A 20,195-nucleotide genomic window follows, 5' to 3' on the forward strand; every position below is an offset into this window, starting at 1 on the left:
TAAACAATAGGACCATGACAAAGCAGAAAATCAAAATAGACATCTTCTCCGACATCAACTGCCCCTGGTGCTACGTGGGCGAACGCCGCCTTCACAAGGCGCTGGAGCAGGTGAGAAATCAATACGAGGCTGAGATCACGTTCAAAGCCTATGAACTAAACCCTAACCTTCCACAGGAGGGCCTGGCCCGCCTTGACTATTTCAAAGGCAATTATGGCGAGCAGATCGTGGCCCAGTTGCCGGCCATGGATCAGCGCATGACGGAAGCCGGTGCCGGAGAAGGCATCGAGTTCAACTTCTCGGACAGCATGCCAGTGAACAACACCTTCAATGGACATCGCCTGATCTGGCTGGCAGAGCAGTACGGGGTGCAACACGAGGTTGCCAGTGCCCTGTTCAAAGCCTACTTCACGGATAACCGCCCCATGAATGACACCGAGGTGCTGAAGGAGATAGGCATCGCTCAAGGTATACCGGCCGAGCGACTGGAAAACTTTTTTGAAGGCGAAGAAGGCAAGAAAGAGGTGCGCGAGATGGAAGCCTTTGCGCAGTCCGCAGGTATAACCGGAGTGCCCGCCTTTGTGATCAACGACCAGTACCTGGTGAGCGGCGCGCAGCCCGCCGAGACTTTCCTGAACGTGTTCCAGCAGGTAGCTCCGGCTATCCAAAAACTTGACCTGGAAGGCAACAGCTGCGAAATAGGCGGGGTTTGCTAGCCTCGAGCAAGCACTAAGACAAAAGAAATTAGACAAAGGACAAAAGACTTTTGAGACACAAAGCAATCTTAAAAAGCTGCCTAACCTATTCAGCGTGCTTCTGTAAAATCAAATGACTATTGTCCGGCATATGAACCAAGAACGATGGCAGATAAAAAACTGACTGATGTAAAACTTTCCGTACTCGACCTGGTGCCGATCCGCACGGGCAAGAGTATCCATGACTCGTTTGAGAACAGTCTGGCGCTGGCCCGTCATGTGGAGGAACTGGGATACACCCGTTACTGGCTGGCCGAGCACCACAACATGCCCGGCATCGCCAGTTCCGCCACCGTGGTGCTAATCGGTTACATTGCCGGAGGCACGTCTACGTTGCGGGTGGGTTCCGGCGGCATCATGCTGCCCAACCATGCCCCGCTGGTAGTGGCTGAGCAGTTCGGCACACTCGAAAGCCTGTACCCCGGCCGCATCGACCTGGGTCTGGGCCGTGCCCCTGGCACCGACCAGGTAACGGCCCACGCACTGCGCCGCGACCTGCAGGGCAGCGTGGAGGACTTCCCGAACAACGTAGCCGAGCTGCGCCAGTACCTGAGCAAGGAAAACAGCACGGCCAGGGTACGCGCTATACCTGGCGAGGGGCTGGATATACCTGTCTGGATTCTGGGTTCGAGCACGTTCGGGGCACAACTGGCCGGCATCATGGGACTCCCCTACGCGTTTGCCAGTCACTTTGCCCCGGCCGCCCTGCACCATGCCCTGAAGGTATACCGCGACAGTTTCCGTCCGTCTGAGCAACTGCAGGAGCCCTATGCCATGGCTTGCGTGAACGTGATCGCAGCCGACACAGATGCGGAGGCGAACCATCTGGCCACTTCCCTTTACCTGTCGTTCCTGAACGTGATACAAGGCAAGGCGCTGCCAATGCAGGCGCCTGTGGAGAGCATGAAGGAGCGCTGGAGCCTGCAGGAGGAGTACGCCGTGAAACAGATGCTCCGCTACAGCTTTGTGGGCAGCAAGAAGTCGGTGCAGGAAGAACTGGAAGCTTTCGTGAATGAAACGCAGGTGGACGAGCTGATGATCTCAACCGGCATCTTTGACCCAGAGAAGCGACAGCACTCCTATACCTTGCTCTCGGAACTGTTAGACCTGAAAGCTGCCAAGGTATAGGCTTACAGCTAATCAATAAAACAACAGCGATGCAGGTGCTATACCAGATCCACTACACCGAAACAGACCCGAAGCACATTCGGGTCTGTTTTTTTATACCTATACCTTCCCGCTGGCGATGCTCACCCTGCAAATGCTGCTACTCTCTTGCTTTTCCGGAACGATCGGATTTCGTCACGTACAACCATAGATCAGCAGTACTAAAACAGATGAAGGTATGGAAGAGACAGCAAAAAGAGAGCAGAACAGTTTTATTGAGCGCCTGGCCCAGCGGCTGGGTGTATCAGCCAATGCCAGCACCATTTATGGCGAGCCCGTGGAGCGAGACGGCGTGACGGTTATACCTGCCGCCAAGGCCATGTACGGTTTCGGTGGCGGCAGTGGCTCCAAAGCAGGCGAAGAAGGGACCGGCGGCGGGGGCGGCGTGGGCATCAAGCCAGTTGGCTATATCGAAATTAAGGACGGTGTCACCAAGTTCAGATCCATCCCCGATCCGGAGCGGGTGGTCAAAATAATTGCGGTGAGCGGTGTAATGTCGTTGCTGATTCTGAGAGCCGTAACCAAACTGCTGAATCGCTAAGCCCGCGGACCTGATTTCGTTTTGTCAACTCCCTACTGCCCTGCTTTGGCTCTCGGTGGGTTGATCATGATGTGCGCCCCGTGTGTGCCCGGATGCATGATCCAGGGCATGGCCACTGAGCCCTGTTCGGGTTTGAGCGGTAGGCCGGTGCTCTCGGCGGTGGCCCATGGTATGTAGACCACGTAGCGCAAATAGCCATCCACTACTTCCCCGGTGCGCGCATTCACCTGCTCATCCGTCGCACTGTACACGAAGAGCGTTGTAGGTTGTTTGGGGAGGGTCAGCTTTCCGCTTTTGGCCTCTTTTTCGCGGGTATCGAAAATGTCGTTGGCGCTCATACCTTGCTTGCGCAGCTCGCGGCCACGGGCCATAAAGGGCTCCAGGTCGCGGTGGTAGCACGACACCGAAAAGCCAGGCTGGGTCGGATCGTCGGCCAGGCAGATGAGTTCATTGGTGCCTTTGCGCAATGTGACTATTTCACCCTTTTGGTTATAACCCAGCACGGTGGCTCCTTCCCGTTTGTCGGCAGGTGCGGCCAGCACGGCGGTCTTTAGCTGGATCTCAACACTAGGTATAGCGGTGCTCTGGGAATAGGCGCTATATCCTATCAACAGGGCGAAAACAAAAGGGAAAAGCTGTTTCATGTCGGTCTGGAGTTAAGTGAAAATATCAAAAACAGAAGTGCCGGATGGCTTTTACCCTGTACGAAGAAAGCCTGTAAAAAGCTTTCTCTTCCCCTACCCTGCTTTTCATTGCATTGCTATACCTACATAATTACCCGCCTGAACCCAGCAGTTATACCTATTAAAACATCAAAATATTAAGATATTTTAGTTATCTTAACGCTACCAACTAATTGATGTACCGCCCATGGCCGAGCCGAATTACCGACTCCAGTATTATTTGTTTCTGCTCAGCAAGCATTTCCGCAAAATTCTGCTCGGACTGTTTTTGCTGATCGTCCTGCTCACTTCCGTCAAGACAGTAGGCCCTGAGGAAGAGGGTGTGGTGATGTACGTGGGCCACTACGACCGCACTGTGCAGCCCGGTTTGAACTTCATTCTGCCCTTCGGGATAGAGGAAATGCAGAAGATTCCGGTGCAGCGTCAGCTCAAGCAGGAGTTTGGTTTCAGAACGGCGAATACCGACAGAACCACGCAGTACTCCAAAGCAGATTTCAACGACGAGTCGCTCATGCTGACCGGCGACCTGAACCTGGCCAATGTGGAGTGGGTGGTGCAGTACCGCATTGTGAACTCATACAACTACCTGTTCAAGGTACGCGACGCTGAGAAAGCCCTGCGCGATATGTCCGAGTCGGCGATGCGCAAAATCGTGGGCGACCGCACCGTGAACGAAGTGCTCACGGTGGGCCGTCAGGAAGTGGCCACCAGCATGGAGGTGCTGCTGCAGCGCATGTGCGACGAATACGAAAACGGCATCCGCATCGACCAGGTGGTGCTGCAGGACGTGAATCCGCCGGAGCCTGTGAAGCCGAGCTTCAATGCCGTGAACCAGGCCCAGCAGGAGCGCGAAACACTCATCAACCAGGCCGAGTCGGAGTATAACCGCATCATTCCGCGTGCCCGTGGCGAGGCCGACGAGACCATTCAGCTGGCCGAAGCCTACGCCCTGACCCGCGTGAACGTGGCAACTGGTGAAGCCGCCCGTTTCAACGCGCTATTCGAAGAGTATGTGAAAGCGCCGGAGGTGACTAAGAAGCGCCTGTACCTGGAAACGATGGAACGCCTGCTGCCGAAAATAGGCGAAAAAGTGATTGTAGACGAGCGTGGCAACAACGTGCTGCCCCTCCTGAACCTTGGCCAGAAACAGCCGCAAACCCAACAGAAATAAGCCATGAACACCCGTAACATACTTTCGCTCCTGGCCGCTGTGCTGCTGCTCACCCTGCTTTTCTCGAGCGTGTTTGTGCTCGACGAAACGAAGCAGGCCATTGTCACCCAGTTTGGTAAGCCGGTGGGCGAACCACTCACCCAACCTGGTTTGCACTTCAAGATTCCGATCGTGCAGAAGGTGCAGTTCTTCGACAAGCGCTACCTCGAGTGGGACGGCGACGCCAACCAGGTGCCGACCAAGGACAAGAAATTCATCTTTGTAGACTCGTACGCTCGCTGGCAGATCACCAATCCGCTGCAGTTCTTCATTCGTCTGCGCGATGAGCGCTCCGGCCAATCCCGCCTCGACGACATCCTGGACGGCGAGACCCGCAATGCCATCGCCAGCCACGACCTGCTCGACATTGTGCGCTCCACCAACCGCGAACCGGAGGTATCGGACGAGGTGATGGAAGATCTGGAAAACTTGGATAAGATATCGGTTGGCCGCGACAAAATTGAAGCCCTGATCCTAAAACGTGCCAACGAACGCACCGCCGACCTGGGCGTGCAGATCCTGGATTTCCGCTTCAAGCGCATGAACTACGTGGACGAAGTGCGCAACCGGGTATACGACCGCATGGTCAGTGAGCGCAACCGCATCGCCGACCAGTTCCGCTCTGAAGGGCAGGGCGAGGCCCGCAAGATACAGGGTAACAAAGAGCGTGACCTGGCCCAGATCACCTCCCAGGCCACCCGCGAAGCCGAAGTAATCCGCGGTAAAGCCGACGCGCAGGCCACTTCTATTTACGCCAGCGCCTACAACCGCAACGCCCAGGCCCGTAAACTCTACTCCTTCCTCCGCTCCATGGAAACGCTGGAGAAGTCGTTTGACGAGAAGACAAACGTGGTGCTGTCTACGGACTCGGAATTGTACAAGTATCTGAAGAAAGCGAACTGAGGAGAGTTTAGGAGTTTGAGAGTTGAGGAAGTAAGAGTTAAGAGTTAAGAGTCTCGAGTTGTGAGGTATGGTAGGAACAGGTCGAGACCTGTCCGTATCGTGCTTGAGGATTTTTTGCTGACGTTCGTGGGTATAGACTGGTATGATATATCTGATCATTGGCAGCACAGGTATACTACACAACTTAGTAGGCAAGTCTTGGAGGCTCTTATCTCACTTCTTTTTTCTTCTTCTATTACCTTCAAAAAACCGCCTTATTTTGCTGAAAGGAGAAAGGCAGTGATAGGCAACGTAGAAGAAAATCAAACTCACTAAGATTAGCAGATGCCCGCCATAGCCTGATGCAGAAAGTGTTCTGCTATGGACACCAACTGCCACCAAATCATTTACTATCATCCATATACCACTTCCTAGTAAGAAAATGGCAGCGATTAAAGTATTGATAAGGTCGCTTTTATTTGTCTTGAATTTCATTGTACAGGCATGTAAAGCGGAGGCTAAAACAACGACAACTGCTCCCCTGCCGATGTGATATCCTCCACCGTCAAAGTGCGGCCGAAGATGTCGCCTTGGTGGCTGATCTGGTACACGGCGGTTTCCACATACCTAGAGGCCAAGACTATTTCAGTGCCATCGGCACAGACATCGAACAGGCTTTTGGCGTGCTTCGGGCAGTTGTTGTCTTTGGAGAGGTGCGACAGGAACAGGTGACTCATGAAAGCGGGTTTGTGCGCTACAAATAGCTCCAGTGCCTGTCGGTTGGACAAGTGCCCGTGATCGCCCCGAATGCGGCGCTTCAAGTGGTAGGGGTAGTAACTACGGTCGAGCATGCCGTCGTCGTAGTTCGTTTCCAGGAAAGCGGCATGACATTGCTCAAAGTGCCGGATCACATGTTCGCAAGGCGAACCGATGTCGGTAAACACACCAATCTTCACACCGTTGCCTTCCACCAAAAAACTGTGCGGGTCGGCCGCGTCATGAAACTTCGGGAATCCTGTCACGCTTAGTCCTCCTACCTGCACGGGCTCGTATCCTGTGAAGGATACCACCTCTACCCCACTCAAATCCATGCGGGAGCGGCACAGGGTGTCTGGTGTGATGTAAACGGGTAGCTTGTACTTTCTAGCCAGCACAGGTATACCGCGGATGTGATCGGAATGCTCATGCGACACGAAAATTGCCTTCACCTTATGCATGCTCAGCCCAAGGCGGCGCATACGCATCTCCGTCTCGCGGCACGAGATACCGGCATCTACCAGCACCGCTTCGTGCTCGTTGCCGATGTAGTAACAGTTCCCGTTGCTTCCGGAGTTTATTGAGGTGACAGACAATTGCATAGAGTTACAAAGTTCGTGCTTTTTAGAAGATTTATCAACTTGTAATAATTCAAAATAATGCTTATCTCTAAGGAGCGGAATCAGGCGGCTACGATAGTACATCGCGCTTACTTTAATGCGCTGCCTATCGATCTTTCACTGCATCAAGCCGTGCAACAGGTATACCTACTGGTGAGCTGGAATTGACAGCCTTGCCCTCAGCTTTTTCTACCCTGCTGCTGTATGCTTAGACACTGCTTTAGCCTCGTATAAATTTCCAGCTTCCGCCTCCGGCAAAGTCTGATTAGCAGACGAAAGTCAGTAATATGACTCCAGGTTGTTTCACCTCATCGTCTTGGTTTTTATACCTCCCCGGCTCTTTTTGAGAGATCTTGAGAAGAGCAAACAAGCTCCCGCCTCAATTGGTGCAACGCGTGTGACAAAAGTTTCTGATCAATTTTTAGTAGCTTTAACCTTCCTATAGAACAACATCCCCATGATTAAGTGCCTCTTAGTAGAAGATGACAGTAGCGTAGCCTCTTTTATACAGGAGGGGCTGACGGAGAAAGGGTACCAGGTAGAGCTTGTATCAGATGGCTTTAAGGCGGCTGAACTCATCAGCCAGCATGAGTACGACGTGGTGATCCTGGATGTGATGCTGCCAGGTATAGACGGCTTCGAAATATGCAAGATCACCCGCAAGCGTAACATCGCCTCCATCATCATCATCCTGAGTGCGCTGGGCAACCCGGAGGAAAAGATCAAAGGACTGGAGGCCGGTGCCGATGATTTCATGTCGAAGCCCTTTCACTTCCGGGAGCTGCTGGCCCGCATCAATGCGCACCTGAGGAGAAAACAGCTGGAGCAGGGCGTGTTTGAGGCCGACCGCTATGCTGACCTGGAGGTGAACGTGGAGCAGAATTCGGTGAAGCGAGCCGGGAAAGAAATTATGCTGACGCCCCGGGAGTATAATCTGCTGCTCTTCCTGTTGAGGAACCGGGAAAAGGTCGTCTCCAGGGTAGAGATCGCACAGGCCGTCTGGGACATTCATTTCAGCTCCAACACCAACGTGGTGGACGTGTACATCAACTACCTTCGCAACAAAATTGACAAGAACTTTTCAACCAAGCTGATCCATACCATCAAAGGGCGTGGCTATCAGCTGGCGCAGAAATCAGATGAATCTTAAACAAAAGCTTGCCCTCCGCTCTACCCTCGTCTGCGCCATCACACTGCTGCTTGTTTTTGGCAGCATTTTCTATTTAGCTAAGAGCTTTACGACCAACACGTTTTACAGCAGGCTGGAGAACCGCGCCCTGCTGTCGGCCATTATCTTCCTGGAGAAAGACGAACTGCACAAGAAGAAGTACCAGGAGTATGAAAAGAGGTACCTGAACACGCTCGAACAGGAGACCCTTCAGATTTACGATGCCCACAACAACGTGGCTTTCGTACCCGAGATCCCCTCCCATCCAGTCGACGCCCAGATCCTGGACCAGATTCGCAAGAAAGGCAAACTCAATTTTCAGGCTGATGGGATGCAGCATGCCGGGTTATTTTATCAAGACAACCAGGGCGATTTCGTGATCGTCAGTTCCGGGGTGTATGTGACCGGGCAGGAGCGGCTATACCTGCTGAAGATCATCCTGGTCATTCTATTCCTCGTGGGTGTGCTGATCAACTATATTTTCAGTGTGCTTGTCGCCAACAAAACTTTTAAGCCCTTTTCCTCTATTCTCCGGCAGGTAAACACCATTTCTACCGAGAACCTCAATTCCCGGCTCCCTCAACTAAACAAACCGGGTAATGAATTGGGCGACCTGACGCTGACGTTGAACACACTGCTCGAAAGGCTGGAGGCGGGTGTGAATCATCAGAAACACTTCCTCCGGAATGTGTCGCATGAGCTGAAGACGCCGCTGGCTGCCATCATGGGCGAGGCCGAGCTGAACCTGGAAAAAGAAAGAAGCCCGGAAGAGTACCGGCAGGTACTGCAGAAGATCGTAAAGAACACGGCAGAGCTGAATTCAGTAATTGAAGGGCTGCTCCTGATAAGCGGGCTGGCCAATAAGACCTCCCATGTGAAGGCCCGCCCCTTCCGCCTCGACGAGCTGCTTTGGGAGGTGCTTGAAAAGCTTCATTTTAAGTATCCAGATGCGGAAGTGGAGACGATCATGGAGGTGGAAGACAGTGAGGTGCTGCAGCTGCATTCCTACCCTGAGCTGATCGCCACAGCCATCACCAACATCATCGACAATGCGCTCAAGTTTACCGACGACCAGAAGGTCACCCTAAGAATTGCCCTGAACGAACAAGGGCGGGTCGCTTTACTGGTGCAGGATTATGGTCCAGGGATACCGGAGCAGGAACAGGAAAAAGTGTTTGACCTGTTCTACCGCGGCAGCAACACCCAGTACCTGAAACCGGGCCACGGTGTAGGCCTGTCGCTGACGAAACACATCACCCACTTTTGTCACATCGACCTCTCTATTTCCTCTGTTCCGCACCAGGGAACCGAGGTGAAGCTGGTATTTCCCGGCGCTTAACCGAAATATAATCCTCTTCTAATCTAAGTCTAATCCGGGTCAAAGAAGCCTTTAATGTTGTGACTGTAGTTTTGTAGCGCACTATTTTATAGCTACAAACACAACATGACAATTAAGTTTCTGAAGCATGTTATCTGGCTTTTGCTGCTTGTCCCCTTCTGCCTTACACAGGCACAGGCACAAACACCCGATACATTGGCGCTTTCAAGAGTCGAGGCCGAGGCCCTTTTCCTGGAAAAGAACCTGGCCCAGATTGCCGAAAGACTAAGCATTGACCAGGCAGAGGCGCTGATTCTGCAGGCAAAGGCCTGGCCGAACCCCGAGCTGGAAATCAGCGAAGTCAACTTCTGGGCCACGCCGCACCAGATTGCCAACGGCGACGGCAACCCTCCCCTCTTCCGGAACGGCTTTGGCGAGAACAGGCAGTTTGCCGTGCAGCTGGAGCAACTGGTATTTACCGCCCGCAAACGCAAAAAGAACATTTCCCTGCAGGTGGCGAACCGGGAACTGGCCCAGACAGCGTACACCGAAATGCTCCTCTCGCTCAAGGCGGAATTCAGGACCATGCTATCGGAACTGCATTACCAGCAGCGGCACCTGCAACTGCTGCAACGGCAACAGCAGGTGGTCTCACAGCTTGTCCGGGCACAGGAGGCGCAGCTTCGCAACGGCAATATTTCCAAAGCCGATTTCTACCGCATTCGGGCGCTGGACCTGTCCCTGCGCGCAGAGCTGAACGAGGCGCTGCAGGAAAGCAGCCGCGCGCAAAAAGAGCTGAAGACCCTCATGCTGCTGCCCCCTGCCACAACACTATACCTGACCGACTCGGAGCCACTGCCGCATCAGTCCCTGCTCCAGGACCAGTCACTGGATAGCCTGCTGACGCTGGCTGCACGCCTTAACCCGGCTGTAAGGGTGGCAGAGACCGACATCAGAGTGAGCGAGGCAGCCCATACCCTGGAGCGTGCCCTGCGCGTGCCGGACCTGCGATTCAACGCCAACTACGACCGCGGTGGTAACATCCTGCTCAACTTCGTTGGCTTCGGCGTGGCCATGGACTTGCCCTTTTTTGACCGGAACAAAGGCAACATCAAGGCAGCTGAAATGCAGGTACAGCAAAGCAGGCACCTCCACACGCTCCGGGTAAATGAGGCCCAGAACGAGGTGGTGAAGACCTTCCAGGACTACCGGCAGCTGTCAGAGCTGTACCAGTCCATCGACGCGACCTACATCAATGAGCTGGACGAGGTGCTGGCCGGCGTCAGCCGCAACTTTCAGCGCAAGAACATCAGCCTGCTGGAGTTTCTGGACTTCTTTGAGGCCTTCAAAGAAAACAAGCTCCTCTACTTTGACACCCTCCGCAGCCTGGAATCCAAAAAAGAAGAACTCAACCTATTAACCGGAACCGATTTATGATACCCGTGTCCTACCTCAACTATTTCAACAGGATCGCCGCCACCGCTGGTCTGGCTGTGCTTCTAACAGCCTGCCAGCAGCCGGATGAGCTTGTAGCGGAGCGTGATGCTGTTGCCGATGGGTACTGCCTGCCGGCCCAGCTAGCCAAAAACATGAAGCTGGCCGATGTAAGGTCCGCGACCGAACTGAACCACATCCAGCTGACGGGCAGGGTGATGAGCAACCCGGAAAAGTACTACCGCTTTGTGCCCCTGCTCGATGGCGTGGTGTCGAAGGTAAATTTCTCGCTGGGGGATTACGCGAAGGCTGGCACCGTGCTGCTGGAGGTGCGCAGTCCGGAGCTGAGCAGCCTGAACGTTGAACTGCGCACCGCCCAGGCCCAGCTGAAACTGGCCCAGCGCCAGCTCTCGGCCACACAGGAGATGTTCGATGACGGCGTGGCCTCGGAACGTGAGCTTATCGGGGCGCAACAGGATGTGGAGATGGCCCGGCTCGAGATCACGAAGGTGCAGGAAAACCTGGGGATTTACGGGGGCAGCCTGGAAAGAGGCGTGCTCATCATCAAGGCTCCGTTCAGCGGCTATGTTGTCTCCAAAAACATTGTGAGCGGACAGCAGATTGAGGCCGGCGATGATCCCCTGTTCTCGATCTCGGACCTGGAAGAGGTGTGGGTGATGGCCAATGTCTACGCCGGCAACCTGCGCAGCGTGAAGCAGGGCATGGAAGTGGAAGTAAGAGCCTCCTCCTACCCCGATCAGGTATTCAAAGGGAAAATTGACCGGCTGGCCAACACCTTCGATACCGAAGAGCGGGTGCTGAAGGCCCGCATCAAACTCCAGAACCCGGACCTGCTCCTCAAGCCCGAGATGTTTGTGAACGTTTCGGTCACACAGGCTACAGATGATCAGGATATGAAGGAAAAGCGCCTGCTTTCTCTCCCTTCCAAAGCCATGATCTTCTCAAACTCCAAACACCAGGTGGTGGTCTACCGCGACAGCTGCAACTTCGAAATTATGCATTTGGTCCCTGTGTACCAGACCTCGGATGCCGTGGTCGTGCAGGAAAGTCTGACGGAAGGACTGATGGAGGGAGACAAGGTAGTGACCGAGAATCACCTGCTCATATACAACCAGCTAAAGAACTAAGAGGGGGAGGCATAGACACACAACATGGATAAATTTGTTCAAAGTTTAGTATCGTTCTCGCTCAAGAACCACATCATCGTCTTTTTCATGACGGCGCTGTTGGTGGCAGCGGGAATCATCAGTTACATCAACACCCCCATCGAGGCCTTTCCGGATGTCACCAATACCCGGGCCCGCATCATCACGCAGTGGCCCGGCCGCAGCGCCGAGGAAGTGGAGAAGTTCATCACCCTGCCCATCACGCGCCAGATGAATACCATCCCGAAGAAGGCCGAGGTACGCTCTACCTCCCTCTTCGGCCTGTCGGTGGTGACGGTGCTGTTCGACGAAAACGTAGATGACTTCTACGCGCAGCAGTATGCCTCCAACCGCATGCAGGGCATCGAACTGCCGGAAGGAGCAGAAGCAGAAATCGAACCGCCTTCAGGAGCAACAGGCGAGATCTTCCGCTATGTGCTCAAAAGCAAGTCCAGGCCGATCAGCGACCTGACTGCCATCCATGAGTGGGTGGTAGAGCGCGAACTGGTGGGCGTAACCGGTATAGCCGAAGTGATCAGCTTTGGCGGGGAGGAGAAGATCTATGAGGTGCAGGTCAACCCGGTGGAGCTGGCCAACTACAACCTCTCCCCGCTCGATGTGTTTGAGGCGGTGGAGAAAAGCAACATCAACGTGGGGGGCGATGTGATCAACAAAGGCGATCAGGCTTATGTGGTGCGCGGCGTGGGCCTGCTGGAAAGTATAGCCGATATCGAGAACATCCTCATCGAAAACGTGAACGGCACACCGGTGCTGGTGAAGCATGTGGCGGAGGTGAAGATCTCGGCCAAGCCGCGCCTGGGCCAGGTGGGGCTCGACGAGGAAGATGACCTGGTACAGGGTGTAGTGATCATGCTGCGCGGGGAGAACCCGAGTGAGGTAATCGCCAGGCTGAAAGATAAAATTGAGGAGCTTAACACCCGGATACTGCCGGCAGATGTAAAGATCGAGGCCTTCCATGACAGGACCATACTGGTCGATAAGACCGTCAGCACGGTAACGAAGAATCTGGTGGAGGGGATCATCCTGGTGTCGGTGCTGGTGTTTATCTTCCTCTTCAACTGGCGCACCACAGTCATCGTGGCCTCTGTAATTCCGCTGGCCTTCCTGTTTGCCATCATCATGCTGCGCATCCAAGGCCTACCTGCCAACCTGATCTCGATCGGGGCGGTGGACTTCGGCCTCTTGCTGGAAGGGACCATGGTGGTAGTGGAGCATGTGTTTGTGGGACTCGATAAACGGGCTAAGGAACTGGGCATGCCGCGCTTTAACCAGATCTCCAAGCTGGGCATCATCAAAAAGCAGACACGTGGGGTGGCCAAGTCTATCTTCTTTGCCCAGATCATCCTGATCGTGGCCCTGATGCCGATCTTCACTTTCCAAAAAGTAGAAGGTAAGATGTTCTCTCCACTGGCCTTTACCCTGGGCTATGCCCTGATCGGTGCCGTACTGCTGAGCCTGACTTATGTGCCGGCCATGTGCAAGGTACTGCTCAACAAGAACGTGGTCGACCGCGAAAACCCGATCACCAATTTCATCCGGGGCGCCATGTTCAAGCTCTACGAGCTGGGTGCCTATAACAAAAAGCTGACCCTAACCCTCTTCGCCGCGCTTCTGATTGCCTGTGGGTTTGGCTTCAGCAGATTGGGGACCGAGTTTATCCCGCAGCTCAACGAAGGAGCGCTCTATATCCGGGCCACCCTGCCCAACAGTGTGAGTCTGGACGAATCGGTGAAGCTGACCAAGGAAATGAAAGCCAAATTCCGGGAGTTTGAGGAGGTGAAATTCGTGCTTACGCAAACCGGACGGCCAAATGACGGCACCGACCCGACCGGCTTCTTCAACATCGAGTTTCATGTGCAGCTCGAGGACGAAAGCGACTGGCCCCGCAAGATCTCCAAACAGCACCTGCTCTCGGAGATGGAGCAGTCCCTGGCGGTATACCCGGGGGTGACCTTCGGCTTCAGCCAGCCGATTATGGACAACGTGGAGGAGTATGTGTCCGGGGTGAAAAGCTCGCTGGTGGTCAAGATCTTCGGGGATGACCTGTTTGCGCTGGAGAACTCCGCCGAACAGGTAGCAGCAGCCATCAAAGACGTGGAGGGTGTGGAAGACCTCAACATCTACCGCAACATCGGGCTGCCGGAGCTGCGCATCAAGCTGGACGAAGCGCGCATGGCCCGCTACGGTGTGAACATGGCCGACGCACAGGCTGTGATCGAAATGGCCATAGGCGGTAAAGCAGCCACTTCATTCTATGAAGGCGAACGCATTTTTGATGTGCGGGTGCGCTACGCGGAGCCCTTCCGCAAGTCAGAAGCGGAGATCAGCAACATCCTGGTGCCCGCCAACAGCGGCTCCATGATTCCGCTTCACGAGATCGCTGAAGTAGGCTTCTTCACTGGGCCTGCCTTTATTTACCGCGAAGGAAGCAGCCGCTACATTGCCGTTGGCTTCTCGGTGCGCGGGCGCGACCTGGGCAGCACCGTGGAAGAGGCGCAGCAGCGGGTGGCAGAGCAGGTGCAGTTGCAGGACAGCTACCGGCTGACCTGGGCAGGCGAGTTTGAGAACAAGGAGCGGGCCACGCAACGGCTGAGCTATATTGTGCCGATCTCACTGCTGATGATCTTCTTCCTGCTCTACGTCAACTTCGGCAACCTGAAAGACACGGTCATCTCCCTTATCACCATTCCCTTTGCCTTTATCGGCGGCTTCCTGTCGCTGTGGCTCACCGGCACCACGTTTGGCATATCGGCAGGTATAGGCTTCATCATATTGTTCGGGGTGGGCACCATCGACGGGATAATTCTCATCGCCGTGATGAAGGAATATCTGCGAAAAGGCTTACCGCTTCAGAAGGCCATCTCGGAAGGGGTGTACAGCCGCATCCGGCCGGTGTTCATGATCGCCATCATGGGTTCGGCGGGTTTGCTGCCAGCGGCCTTATCCACAGGTATGGGTTCTGAGATCCAGAAGCCGCTGGCCATTATGATCGTGGGCGGCCTGATGGTGTGTATGATCCTGTCGCTGATCGTGTTGCCGCAGGTATACTACCTGGCCTATAGCCGGAGAAAGAAATAATGTATTTGAGTGTTTATTGTTAGGTTAGTTTGTTTGCAGAAGCGTGCCCGGAGTTTCCGGGCACGCTTTTTTATGGGGTCTTCACAGACTTGTGTTGAAAGTCTTAGGGTTAAATTAAACCAGGTGCACTACACCTAGACAATGTAAAAAATGGCCACATTGCCTTCGCTCGCGTCCCGCGAATGTAAGAAATTCAGTGGCGTCCCACCATTTGTGCCTATAGCATAGGCTTTAGCGGCCAGAGTCCGCCCGATAACTCACACTCGCGGGACGCGAGCGAGGGCCTGGTATTTTGCCTGATCATTAAAAAAGCCCCTGCAGTTTATACCTACAGGGGCTTTTCTATATCTAGGCTATACCTTAAAATTCCTCCGCTTCGAGCTTACTCGGTTTAAACTGACTCAGCACATCGCGTATACCTGCCAGTCCGCCCGAGATTTTTTCCATTTCGGTGAGCACTTGCCCGACCTGGTTGCCGCCGCCGAAGCCTTTGAGCTTGTTGTTGCGCACAAAGGTGGCTTTGATATCTTCCCAGCGCTGCGCCTCAGCCTCGGTCATGATACCAATCAGCTGCCTGAACTTGAGCATGTTGGCTTCGGCACCGGAAGTGAGCGTCTGTGACTCGGCTTCGTAGTGCGACAAAATCAGAGTCTGCAGTTCCTGGTCGTTCATGATCGGCATCACCTTTTCGGCCAGCTTGTTCATGTTGCGGTACGAGCCCTGTAGCTTGAAGGCGGGCTCGATGCGGTACTCGTCTGCCTGCGCTGCCGAACGGATGTACTCGAGGTTTACCTTCAGGATCACATCCTGAATCTTGAGCAGCTTTTTGAGCACCAGCACATACTCGTTCAGCTCGGCAGCCGAGTAGTTGCCCTCGAACTCCAGCCCTTCGCTGTTGCCCGTTTCGGCCAGTTGCAGCAAGGTATAGATGTCTTTCTGGCTCTTTGCCGCCAGCTTCGCCAGCACGGTGTTGGAGGTCAGGGAGTTTTCGATGTAGCTCAGTTTGAACACGTCCTCCGTATCGCCGATGATGTCGCCGAGGTTGTAGATGTCGGCGCGGTTGGCGAGCATGTCCGGGATGCGGAACTTCTCCCCTGTCTCCGTGTAAGGGTTACCCGCCATCACCACGCATACCTTTTTGCCCCGGAAATCATAGGTTTTGCTGCGGCCTTTGTACACGCCTTCGATCTTGCGCTGGGCGTCGCAAAGCGAGATGAACTTCTGCAGAAACTCCGGGTTACAGTGCTGGATGTCGTCAAGGTAGATCATCACGTTGTCGCCCATCTCAAAGGACAGGTTAAGCTTCTCCAGCTCTTCGCGGGCAGCGGCATTGGGCGCCTCTTTCGGGTCCAGCGCCGTGACCTGGTGCCCGATGGCGGGACCGTTGATCTTCATAAAGATAATGCCCAGTCGGTTGGCGATGTACTCCATGATGGTGGTCTTACCGTAGCCTGGCGGCGAGATCAGCAAGAGCATGCCCATCAGGTCAGTGCGCTTGGTCTCCCCTGCCGCACCGATCTGCTTGGCCAGGTTCGCGCCGATCAGCGGCAGGTATACCTGGTCGATGAGTTTGTTGCGCACAAAAGAAGACAGTACCCGTGGCTTGAATTCGTTCAGCCGCAATGCCTGCTCGGCCTGTTGGGTCAGGTGCTTTTTGAGCTCCGTGAATTGTGTAAAGGCCGTGGCCGTGCTGCTGTAGTCGCGGAGACGGCGCATGAAGCCGTGGTAATGCAACTGGTATTGCTGGCCCTGTACCTGCTGGTGGGCGCCCTGCATACCTGCTATGTTTTCGTTCAGAACGGTGTGCACCACTTGCAATGGACTGTAGCTGTCGGTGAGCAAGAGCGTCGCTACTTCGGCCACAAACTCGGCTTTGTCATGCTGACCAGCCTGCGCAATGTAAGCTTTCAGCCAGTGCTGGATCAGCTCAAACTGGTGTGCCACGTTCTCCTCCAGCGCCTTCACCGATTCCTCGAACCGGTCCAGCACACGCCGCTCCGTCAGGAAATGTTTGAAGCCGTCGTAGAGCACATCGGCCTGACTGTCGATGACAAAATGGTTGCCGCGGGTGAGTTCGTAAAATAGGTAGTCCCCTGCCTCGGCAGCATTGGCTTCTTTGCAAAGCCCTGTCTCCTGCTGAAAGGTATAGAGCTCCTGTTGCAGATCAGCTTTTACGTCGTCGAACTCGTGCGTGTCGGGGAAGACCTGCAGGATGGCGCTTATACCTTGGAGCTGGTGGGTAAGCGATTTCTTTTTCGACTCGGGCGCAAACACCTGCCAGTACAGTTGCGCACAGGCTCTGTCGATGGAGGTATAGCGCAATAGGTCGGCTGTTTTGATCAGGCGGATCAGGGCGGCCAGAATCAGGGCCGCGTCGTGGTCGTGCACGCCTTTCAGGTAGCCCTCGTTGAAGCGAACGGCCATGAATTTGTTCACGTAGTCTGTCAGCTCCGAGGCGGTGAGTTTGTGCAGTTCGTCGATGCTCAGGTAGCGCAGGCTGTTCTCGTTTTGCGGCCTGTTTATACCTGTGTCCTGCGCCGCTTGCAGCACTTTAAAGGCGAGGTACTCGGCGCGGTATACCTGCTGGTTCTCCGATACCAGCGATTGCTCCCACACGGGGCGGTAACTCAGGAAAGATTCGTCGGTGATCTTCTCGAAAAAATTGGTGCCTGTGAGGTGGTAGTACATGGCGTCGTCGCGGTGCACCACGCTCAGCTCCAGCGGCTGGGTATTCACGGTAAACTGGTGCTTGCCAAACTTCAGGATGTTGGCGCCGTCCACGAACAGCTCCTGCTTGTCTTTCAGCTGCCGAATAGCGTCTTCTTTCAGCGTTTTGAGGCGGCTCTGGATGGTGTCGGCCTTTACCGTATCGCCTATACCTAGGAGTTCCTCCACCGTGCTCCGCACCTTTTCGATCATCAGGTCGGAAGCGAAGTAGCCGTTGATCTCGCTCACCGAAGTCAGCTTGCCCGCTCGATTCTGCACCGCTTTCAGAATGCGGTCGGCGGCTTGTTGCAGACTGTTGGCCCGCTTGTTCTGCGCCTCCTGCAGCTGTACCTTCTTCGACTCGAAAGCGCTGTAAATCTCTTCGCGCTTCACGGTGAGCTGTTCAATGAACTCGTCAAAATCAGGGAAGCGACCCTCAAGCTCCTCCAGTTGTACCATCAGCTTGGCCAGGTACTCTTCGCACTTCTGCGGCGAGTCCGACACCTCGAGGTAGTTCACCACGCTCTGGCTGATCAGCTTGATCTGGGAGTTGAACTCGGCCTTGCCCTCCTGACTCAGCAAGTCCTTGCGCTTGCGGCGCAGGGCGGCCCGGGTCTGGTTGAACGTGGCGTAAATGGCCGAAATGGTATCAATAATGCGGGTGGTCTGGGTGGCGTCTTCGATCTTGAGGTTGCTCACCACATCAATGAGCATTTCCAGCTCCGCCGATACGGCCGCGATTTCCTTGTCGGTCGCGTCGGCCTCCACTACCTTGCCTATACCTTCTATGGCGGTATTGATCTCCCTGACCTGCTTCTCGTAAGGCGCCAGCGCATTGGGCTGCAACAGAAAATCAACGGCTGCGTTGGCCGTGTCCTGCGCAAATTGCTGCAGTTGCGCCTCGTATTTTTCGATGGTTGGCAGGTCGGCATAGCGGAGTTCTTTCAACGAGATTACCTCGCCGCGTATACCCCGCAGGTCGGCCAGGTAGCGAACATAATCGTTGATGCTCTCGGCCTTCTTGTGCTTCAGCGTCTGGATCAGCGCGTCGGCCTGCCCCAGCACCTGACTGATCTGCGCCTGCGTGTTTTTCTTGATGCTGAGTACCTTTTCGTACTCCTCCACCGCCGCCGTGGCCGTCTGCCGCGCAGCCGAAAGCGGAGCCGCCAGATTGTAAGTTTCTTCCCTGCTGAGCCAGTGGTAAGAGTCCAGTACATCGGTGGTTTTCTTGATCAGGTCCAGGTATAGGTTGGCGTAGGAATTCTCCTTATTCAACAGAGTCAGCACTTCGTTGCTTTCGGCCATGGCCCGCACAATGTCCTTATTGCCGATCTTGTACAGGTACGACTCCTGCGTAACAGGTATGGTAAAGTTCGGCCCGATGTAAGGCGTCTGCCAGATCTGGATGGAGTGGTGTTTTTGCGCTTCTTCGTCGGCTCGGAAATAGCACAGCTCCCCGTTCTCGTAAATGGCGTAGCCGTGGCAGACAATGGGCACTTCAATCTGCTGCGTGATCAGGTTATAAGACAGCAACAGGTATACGCTCGTCTCCTTGTTGTAGAACACATACAGGAAATCCTCGCCGTTGGGGGACGCAATGCGCTTCTCAAACAGCATGTCCTGCAGGTTGTTGTCGAATTGCTTGAACTCGCCCGTCTGCAGGTAGTAGCCATAAGCGTAAATGATCCCCTGCCCGTCGGGCAACAGCACACAACTATGCTCCAGTGCGTCAATGCGACGTGCCTCTTTCAGCTTGGAGTTGAAGACAATATAGCGGTAATTGTTCTCGCGGTAGGGTCGGATCTTCAGGAGAATGATGTTTCCCAGAGTGGCGTAGTAGATCTCCGAGTCGTCGAGCGTCTGGTCCTTGTCCTCCACCTCCTCCGAGTAAATGCCACGGCCCGAGTCAGTGTTGTCTTCTACCTTGATGGTGAGGTCGCCGCCGACGGTCTCCACAAACACCTTGTCCTCGATGGACACATGCGGGTGTTTGCCTTTGCGCTGCGCCTCGCGGGTAGTGCGTTTCCAGCTGAAGTCGTGCTGGTTGGGGAACACATACTCGTGGTCGCTGCGGTTGTCGATGTAAGTGATCGTGTCGCCTTTGAGCAACCACTTAAAGGTCTTGATATCGTTGACGCCCTTGCCCACCCGAAACACCATGTACAGGTAGTTGCCGATGTGCGCAAATTTGACAAACTGAGTGTTCTTGTAGTATTTGTAAAGCTTCTGAAAGTCGTCCTGAAAGGTCTTGTCCTGCAGCAAGTCGAGCGGCTGCTGGTGGAAGCTGTGGCCCTCGTAGGTATAGACGCCAAACACATCCGACAGCTCCACCTCCGACTTCAGGCCAAGGTATACGTTGTAGCCAAAAAGCAAGGTATAGCCCACGGGCACCATGTCCGAGGGCACACAGTTGTTCTCGGTGGTAATGCGCTCGGTCGTGATCAGCTTCGTCTCAATCGCCCCGAACACGCTCTTCCGCTCCTGGTTCAGCTGCTCCAATTGCGCGCGAAGTTCGGCCCCGCTTTTCTGCAGACGGTTACGCAGGATTTCATAAGTGCCCCCTTCGAGTTGTACATTTTCGGCAGAAGTGGTAGCGGCGGTATTGGTATCTTCCATGTGGGTGGAGGATTAAATTTTAAATGGTGGTAAGTATTTGGCTCTGGTGAAAGCCAATTGTTTTCACGGCTTAT

14 protein-coding genes are annotated in these 20,195 nt (G+C 54.5%); 10 read left to right on the forward strand and 4 right to left on the reverse strand.

Translation table 11 applies throughout. From position 1 onward, the window contains the following. The first annotated feature begins 14 nt into the window (after positions 1–14). The 3 genes from B0B12_RS06855 (at position 15) to B0B12_RS06865 (ending at position 2,463) form a co-directional block, all read left to right on the forward strand. On the forward strand, positions 15–716 hold the full coding sequence (locus B0B12_RS06855) for a DsbA family oxidoreductase (RefSeq protein ID WP_076666882.1): 702 nt from the start codon (positions 15–17) through the stop codon (positions 714–716). A gap of 144 nt (positions 717–860) precedes the next feature. Then, positions 861–1,883, forward strand: coding sequence for an LLM class flavin-dependent oxidoreductase (locus B0B12_RS06860; protein WP_076666884.1), 1,023 nt, complete (start codon positions 861–863; stop codon positions 1,881–1,883). Positions 1,884–2,100: 217 nt separating this feature from the next. Further along, positions 2,101–2,463 (forward strand): spore germination protein GerW family protein, encoded by a 363-nt coding sequence (locus tag B0B12_RS06865; protein WP_083704099.1) that lies wholly within the window; start codon positions 2,101–2,103, stop codon positions 2,461–2,463. Between the two features lie 32 nt (positions 2,464–2,495). On the opposite strand, the gene B0B12_RS06870 is transcribed toward B0B12_RS06865, so the two are convergent. Continuing rightward, positions 2,496–3,107 carry a hypothetical protein gene (locus B0B12_RS06870; RefSeq protein ID WP_076666886.1) on the reverse strand — a complete coding sequence of 204 codons (612 nt, stop codon included), beginning with the start codon at positions 3,105–3,107 and terminating at the stop codon, positions 2,496–2,498. 226 nt (positions 3,108–3,333) lie between these two features. On the opposite strand from B0B12_RS06870, the gene hflK reads away from it, so the two are divergent. Together hflK and hflC are read left to right on the forward strand one after the other, a co-directional pair. Continuing rightward, positions 3,334–4,317 carry an FtsH protease activity modulator HflK gene (gene hflK, locus B0B12_RS06875; protein WP_076666887.1) on the forward strand — a complete coding sequence of 328 codons (984 nt, stop codon included), beginning with the start codon at positions 3,334–3,336 and terminating at the stop codon, positions 4,315–4,317. Positions 4,318–4,320: 3 nt separating this feature from the next. Next, complete coding sequence (gene hflC, locus B0B12_RS06880; RefSeq protein WP_076666889.1) at positions 4,321–5,259, forward strand: protease modulator HflC; 939 nt, start codon at positions 4,321–4,323, stop codon at positions 5,257–5,259. 213 nt (positions 5,260–5,472) lie between these two features. On the opposite strand, the gene B0B12_RS06885 is transcribed toward hflC, so the two are convergent. Both B0B12_RS06885 and B0B12_RS06890 read right to left on the reverse strand, forming a co-directional pair. Further along, positions 5,473–5,733: a hypothetical protein gene (locus B0B12_RS06885; RefSeq protein WP_076666891.1), complete on the reverse strand. Its 261-nt coding sequence runs from the start codon at positions 5,731–5,733 to the stop codon at positions 5,473–5,475. A 23-nt stretch (positions 5,734–5,756) separates the two neighbouring features. Continuing rightward, positions 5,757–6,596, reverse strand: a complete 840-nt coding sequence (locus tag B0B12_RS06890; RefSeq protein ID WP_076666892.1) for an MBL fold metallo-hydrolase — start codon at positions 6,594–6,596, stop codon at positions 5,757–5,759. A 475-nt stretch (positions 6,597–7,071) separates the two neighbouring features. Between B0B12_RS06890 and B0B12_RS06895 the strand changes: the two genes are divergently transcribed. The 5 genes from B0B12_RS06895 to B0B12_RS06915 all read left to right on the forward strand — a co-directional run bounded on the left by B0B12_RS06895 (position 7,072) and on the right by B0B12_RS06915 (position 14,799). After that, positions 7,072–7,764, forward strand: a complete 693-nt coding sequence (locus B0B12_RS06895) for a response regulator transcription factor (RefSeq protein ID WP_076666894.1) — start codon at positions 7,072–7,074, stop codon at positions 7,762–7,764. Continuing rightward, positions 7,754–9,121: a sensor histidine kinase gene (locus B0B12_RS06900; RefSeq protein WP_076666896.1), complete on the forward strand. Its 1,368-nt coding sequence runs from the start codon at positions 7,754–7,756 to the stop codon at positions 9,119–9,121. Before B0B12_RS06895 ends, B0B12_RS06900 begins: the two co-directional genes overlap by 11 nt. 105 nt (positions 9,122–9,226) lie before the next feature. Then, the gene (locus B0B12_RS06905) at positions 9,227–10,537 is read left to right on the forward strand and encodes a TolC family protein (protein WP_076666897.1); all 1,311 of its coding nucleotides are present in this window, start codon (positions 9,227–9,229) and stop codon (positions 10,535–10,537) included. Continuing rightward, complete coding sequence (locus B0B12_RS06910) at positions 10,534–11,682, forward strand: efflux RND transporter periplasmic adaptor subunit (protein ID WP_076666899.1); 1,149 nt, start codon at positions 10,534–10,536, stop codon at positions 11,680–11,682. The genes B0B12_RS06905 and B0B12_RS06910 overlap by 4 nt, the downstream gene beginning before the upstream one ends. 24 nt (positions 11,683–11,706) lie before the next feature. After that, the gene (locus B0B12_RS06915; protein WP_076666900.1) at positions 11,707–14,799 is read left to right on the forward strand and encodes an efflux RND transporter permease subunit; all 3,093 of its coding nucleotides are present in this window, start codon (positions 11,707–11,709) and stop codon (positions 14,797–14,799) included. Positions 14,800–15,159: 360 nt separating this feature from the next. On the opposite strand, the gene B0B12_RS06920 is transcribed toward B0B12_RS06915, so the two are convergent. Continuing rightward, on the reverse strand, positions 15,160–20,121 hold the full coding sequence (locus B0B12_RS06920) for a DNA repair ATPase (protein WP_076666902.1): 4,962 nt from the start codon (positions 20,119–20,121) through the stop codon (positions 15,160–15,162). Positions 20,122–20,195: the final 74 nt, after the last annotated feature.

It is taken from the genome of Pontibacter indicus (assembly GCF_900156345.1).
Taxonomy (GTDB): domain Bacteria; phylum Bacteroidota; class Bacteroidia; order Cytophagales; family Hymenobacteraceae; genus Pontibacter; species Pontibacter indicus.

Bases quoted from the DNA above. Each gene is read 5' to 3' on its own strand.
- B0B12_RS06855 (WP_076666882.1), top strand. From the start codon at position 15: ATGACAAAGCAGAAAATCAAAATAGACATCTTCTCCGACATCAACTGC.
- B0B12_RS06860 (WP_076666884.1), top strand. From the start codon at position 861: ATGGCAGATAAAAAACTGACTGATGTAAAACTTTCCGTACTCGACCTG.
- B0B12_RS06865 (WP_083704099.1), top strand. From the start codon at position 2,101: ATGGAAGAGACAGCAAAAAGAGAGCAGAACAGTTTTATTGAGCGCCTG.
- B0B12_RS06870 (WP_076666886.1), bottom strand. From the start codon at position 3,107: ATGAAACAGCTTTTCCCTTTTGTTTTCGCCCTGTTGATAGGATATAGC.
- hflK (WP_076666887.1), top strand. From the start codon at position 3,334: ATGGCCGAGCCGAATTACCGACTCCAGTATTATTTGTTTCTGCTCAGC.
- hflC (WP_076666889.1), top strand. From the start codon at position 4,321: ATGAACACCCGTAACATACTTTCGCTCCTGGCCGCTGTGCTGCTGCTC.
- B0B12_RS06885 (WP_076666891.1), bottom strand. From the start codon at position 5,733: ATGAAATTCAAGACAAATAAAAGCGACCTTATCAATACTTTAATCGCT.
- B0B12_RS06890 (WP_076666892.1), bottom strand. From the start codon at position 6,596: ATGCAATTGTCTGTCACCTCAATAAACTCCGGAAGCAACGGGAACTGT.
- B0B12_RS06895 (WP_076666894.1), top strand. From the start codon at position 7,072: ATGATTAAGTGCCTCTTAGTAGAAGATGACAGTAGCGTAGCCTCTTTT.
- B0B12_RS06900 (WP_076666896.1), top strand. From the start codon at position 7,754: ATGAATCTTAAACAAAAGCTTGCCCTCCGCTCTACCCTCGTCTGCGCC.
- B0B12_RS06905 (WP_076666897.1), top strand. From the start codon at position 9,227: ATGACAATTAAGTTTCTGAAGCATGTTATCTGGCTTTTGCTGCTTGTC.
- B0B12_RS06910 (WP_076666899.1), top strand. From the start codon at position 10,534: ATGATACCCGTGTCCTACCTCAACTATTTCAACAGGATCGCCGCCACC.
- B0B12_RS06915 (WP_076666900.1), top strand. From the start codon at position 11,707: ATGGATAAATTTGTTCAAAGTTTAGTATCGTTCTCGCTCAAGAACCAC.
- B0B12_RS06920 (WP_076666902.1), bottom strand. From the start codon at position 20,121: ATGGAAGATACCAATACCGCCGCTACCACTTCTGCCGAAAATGTACAA.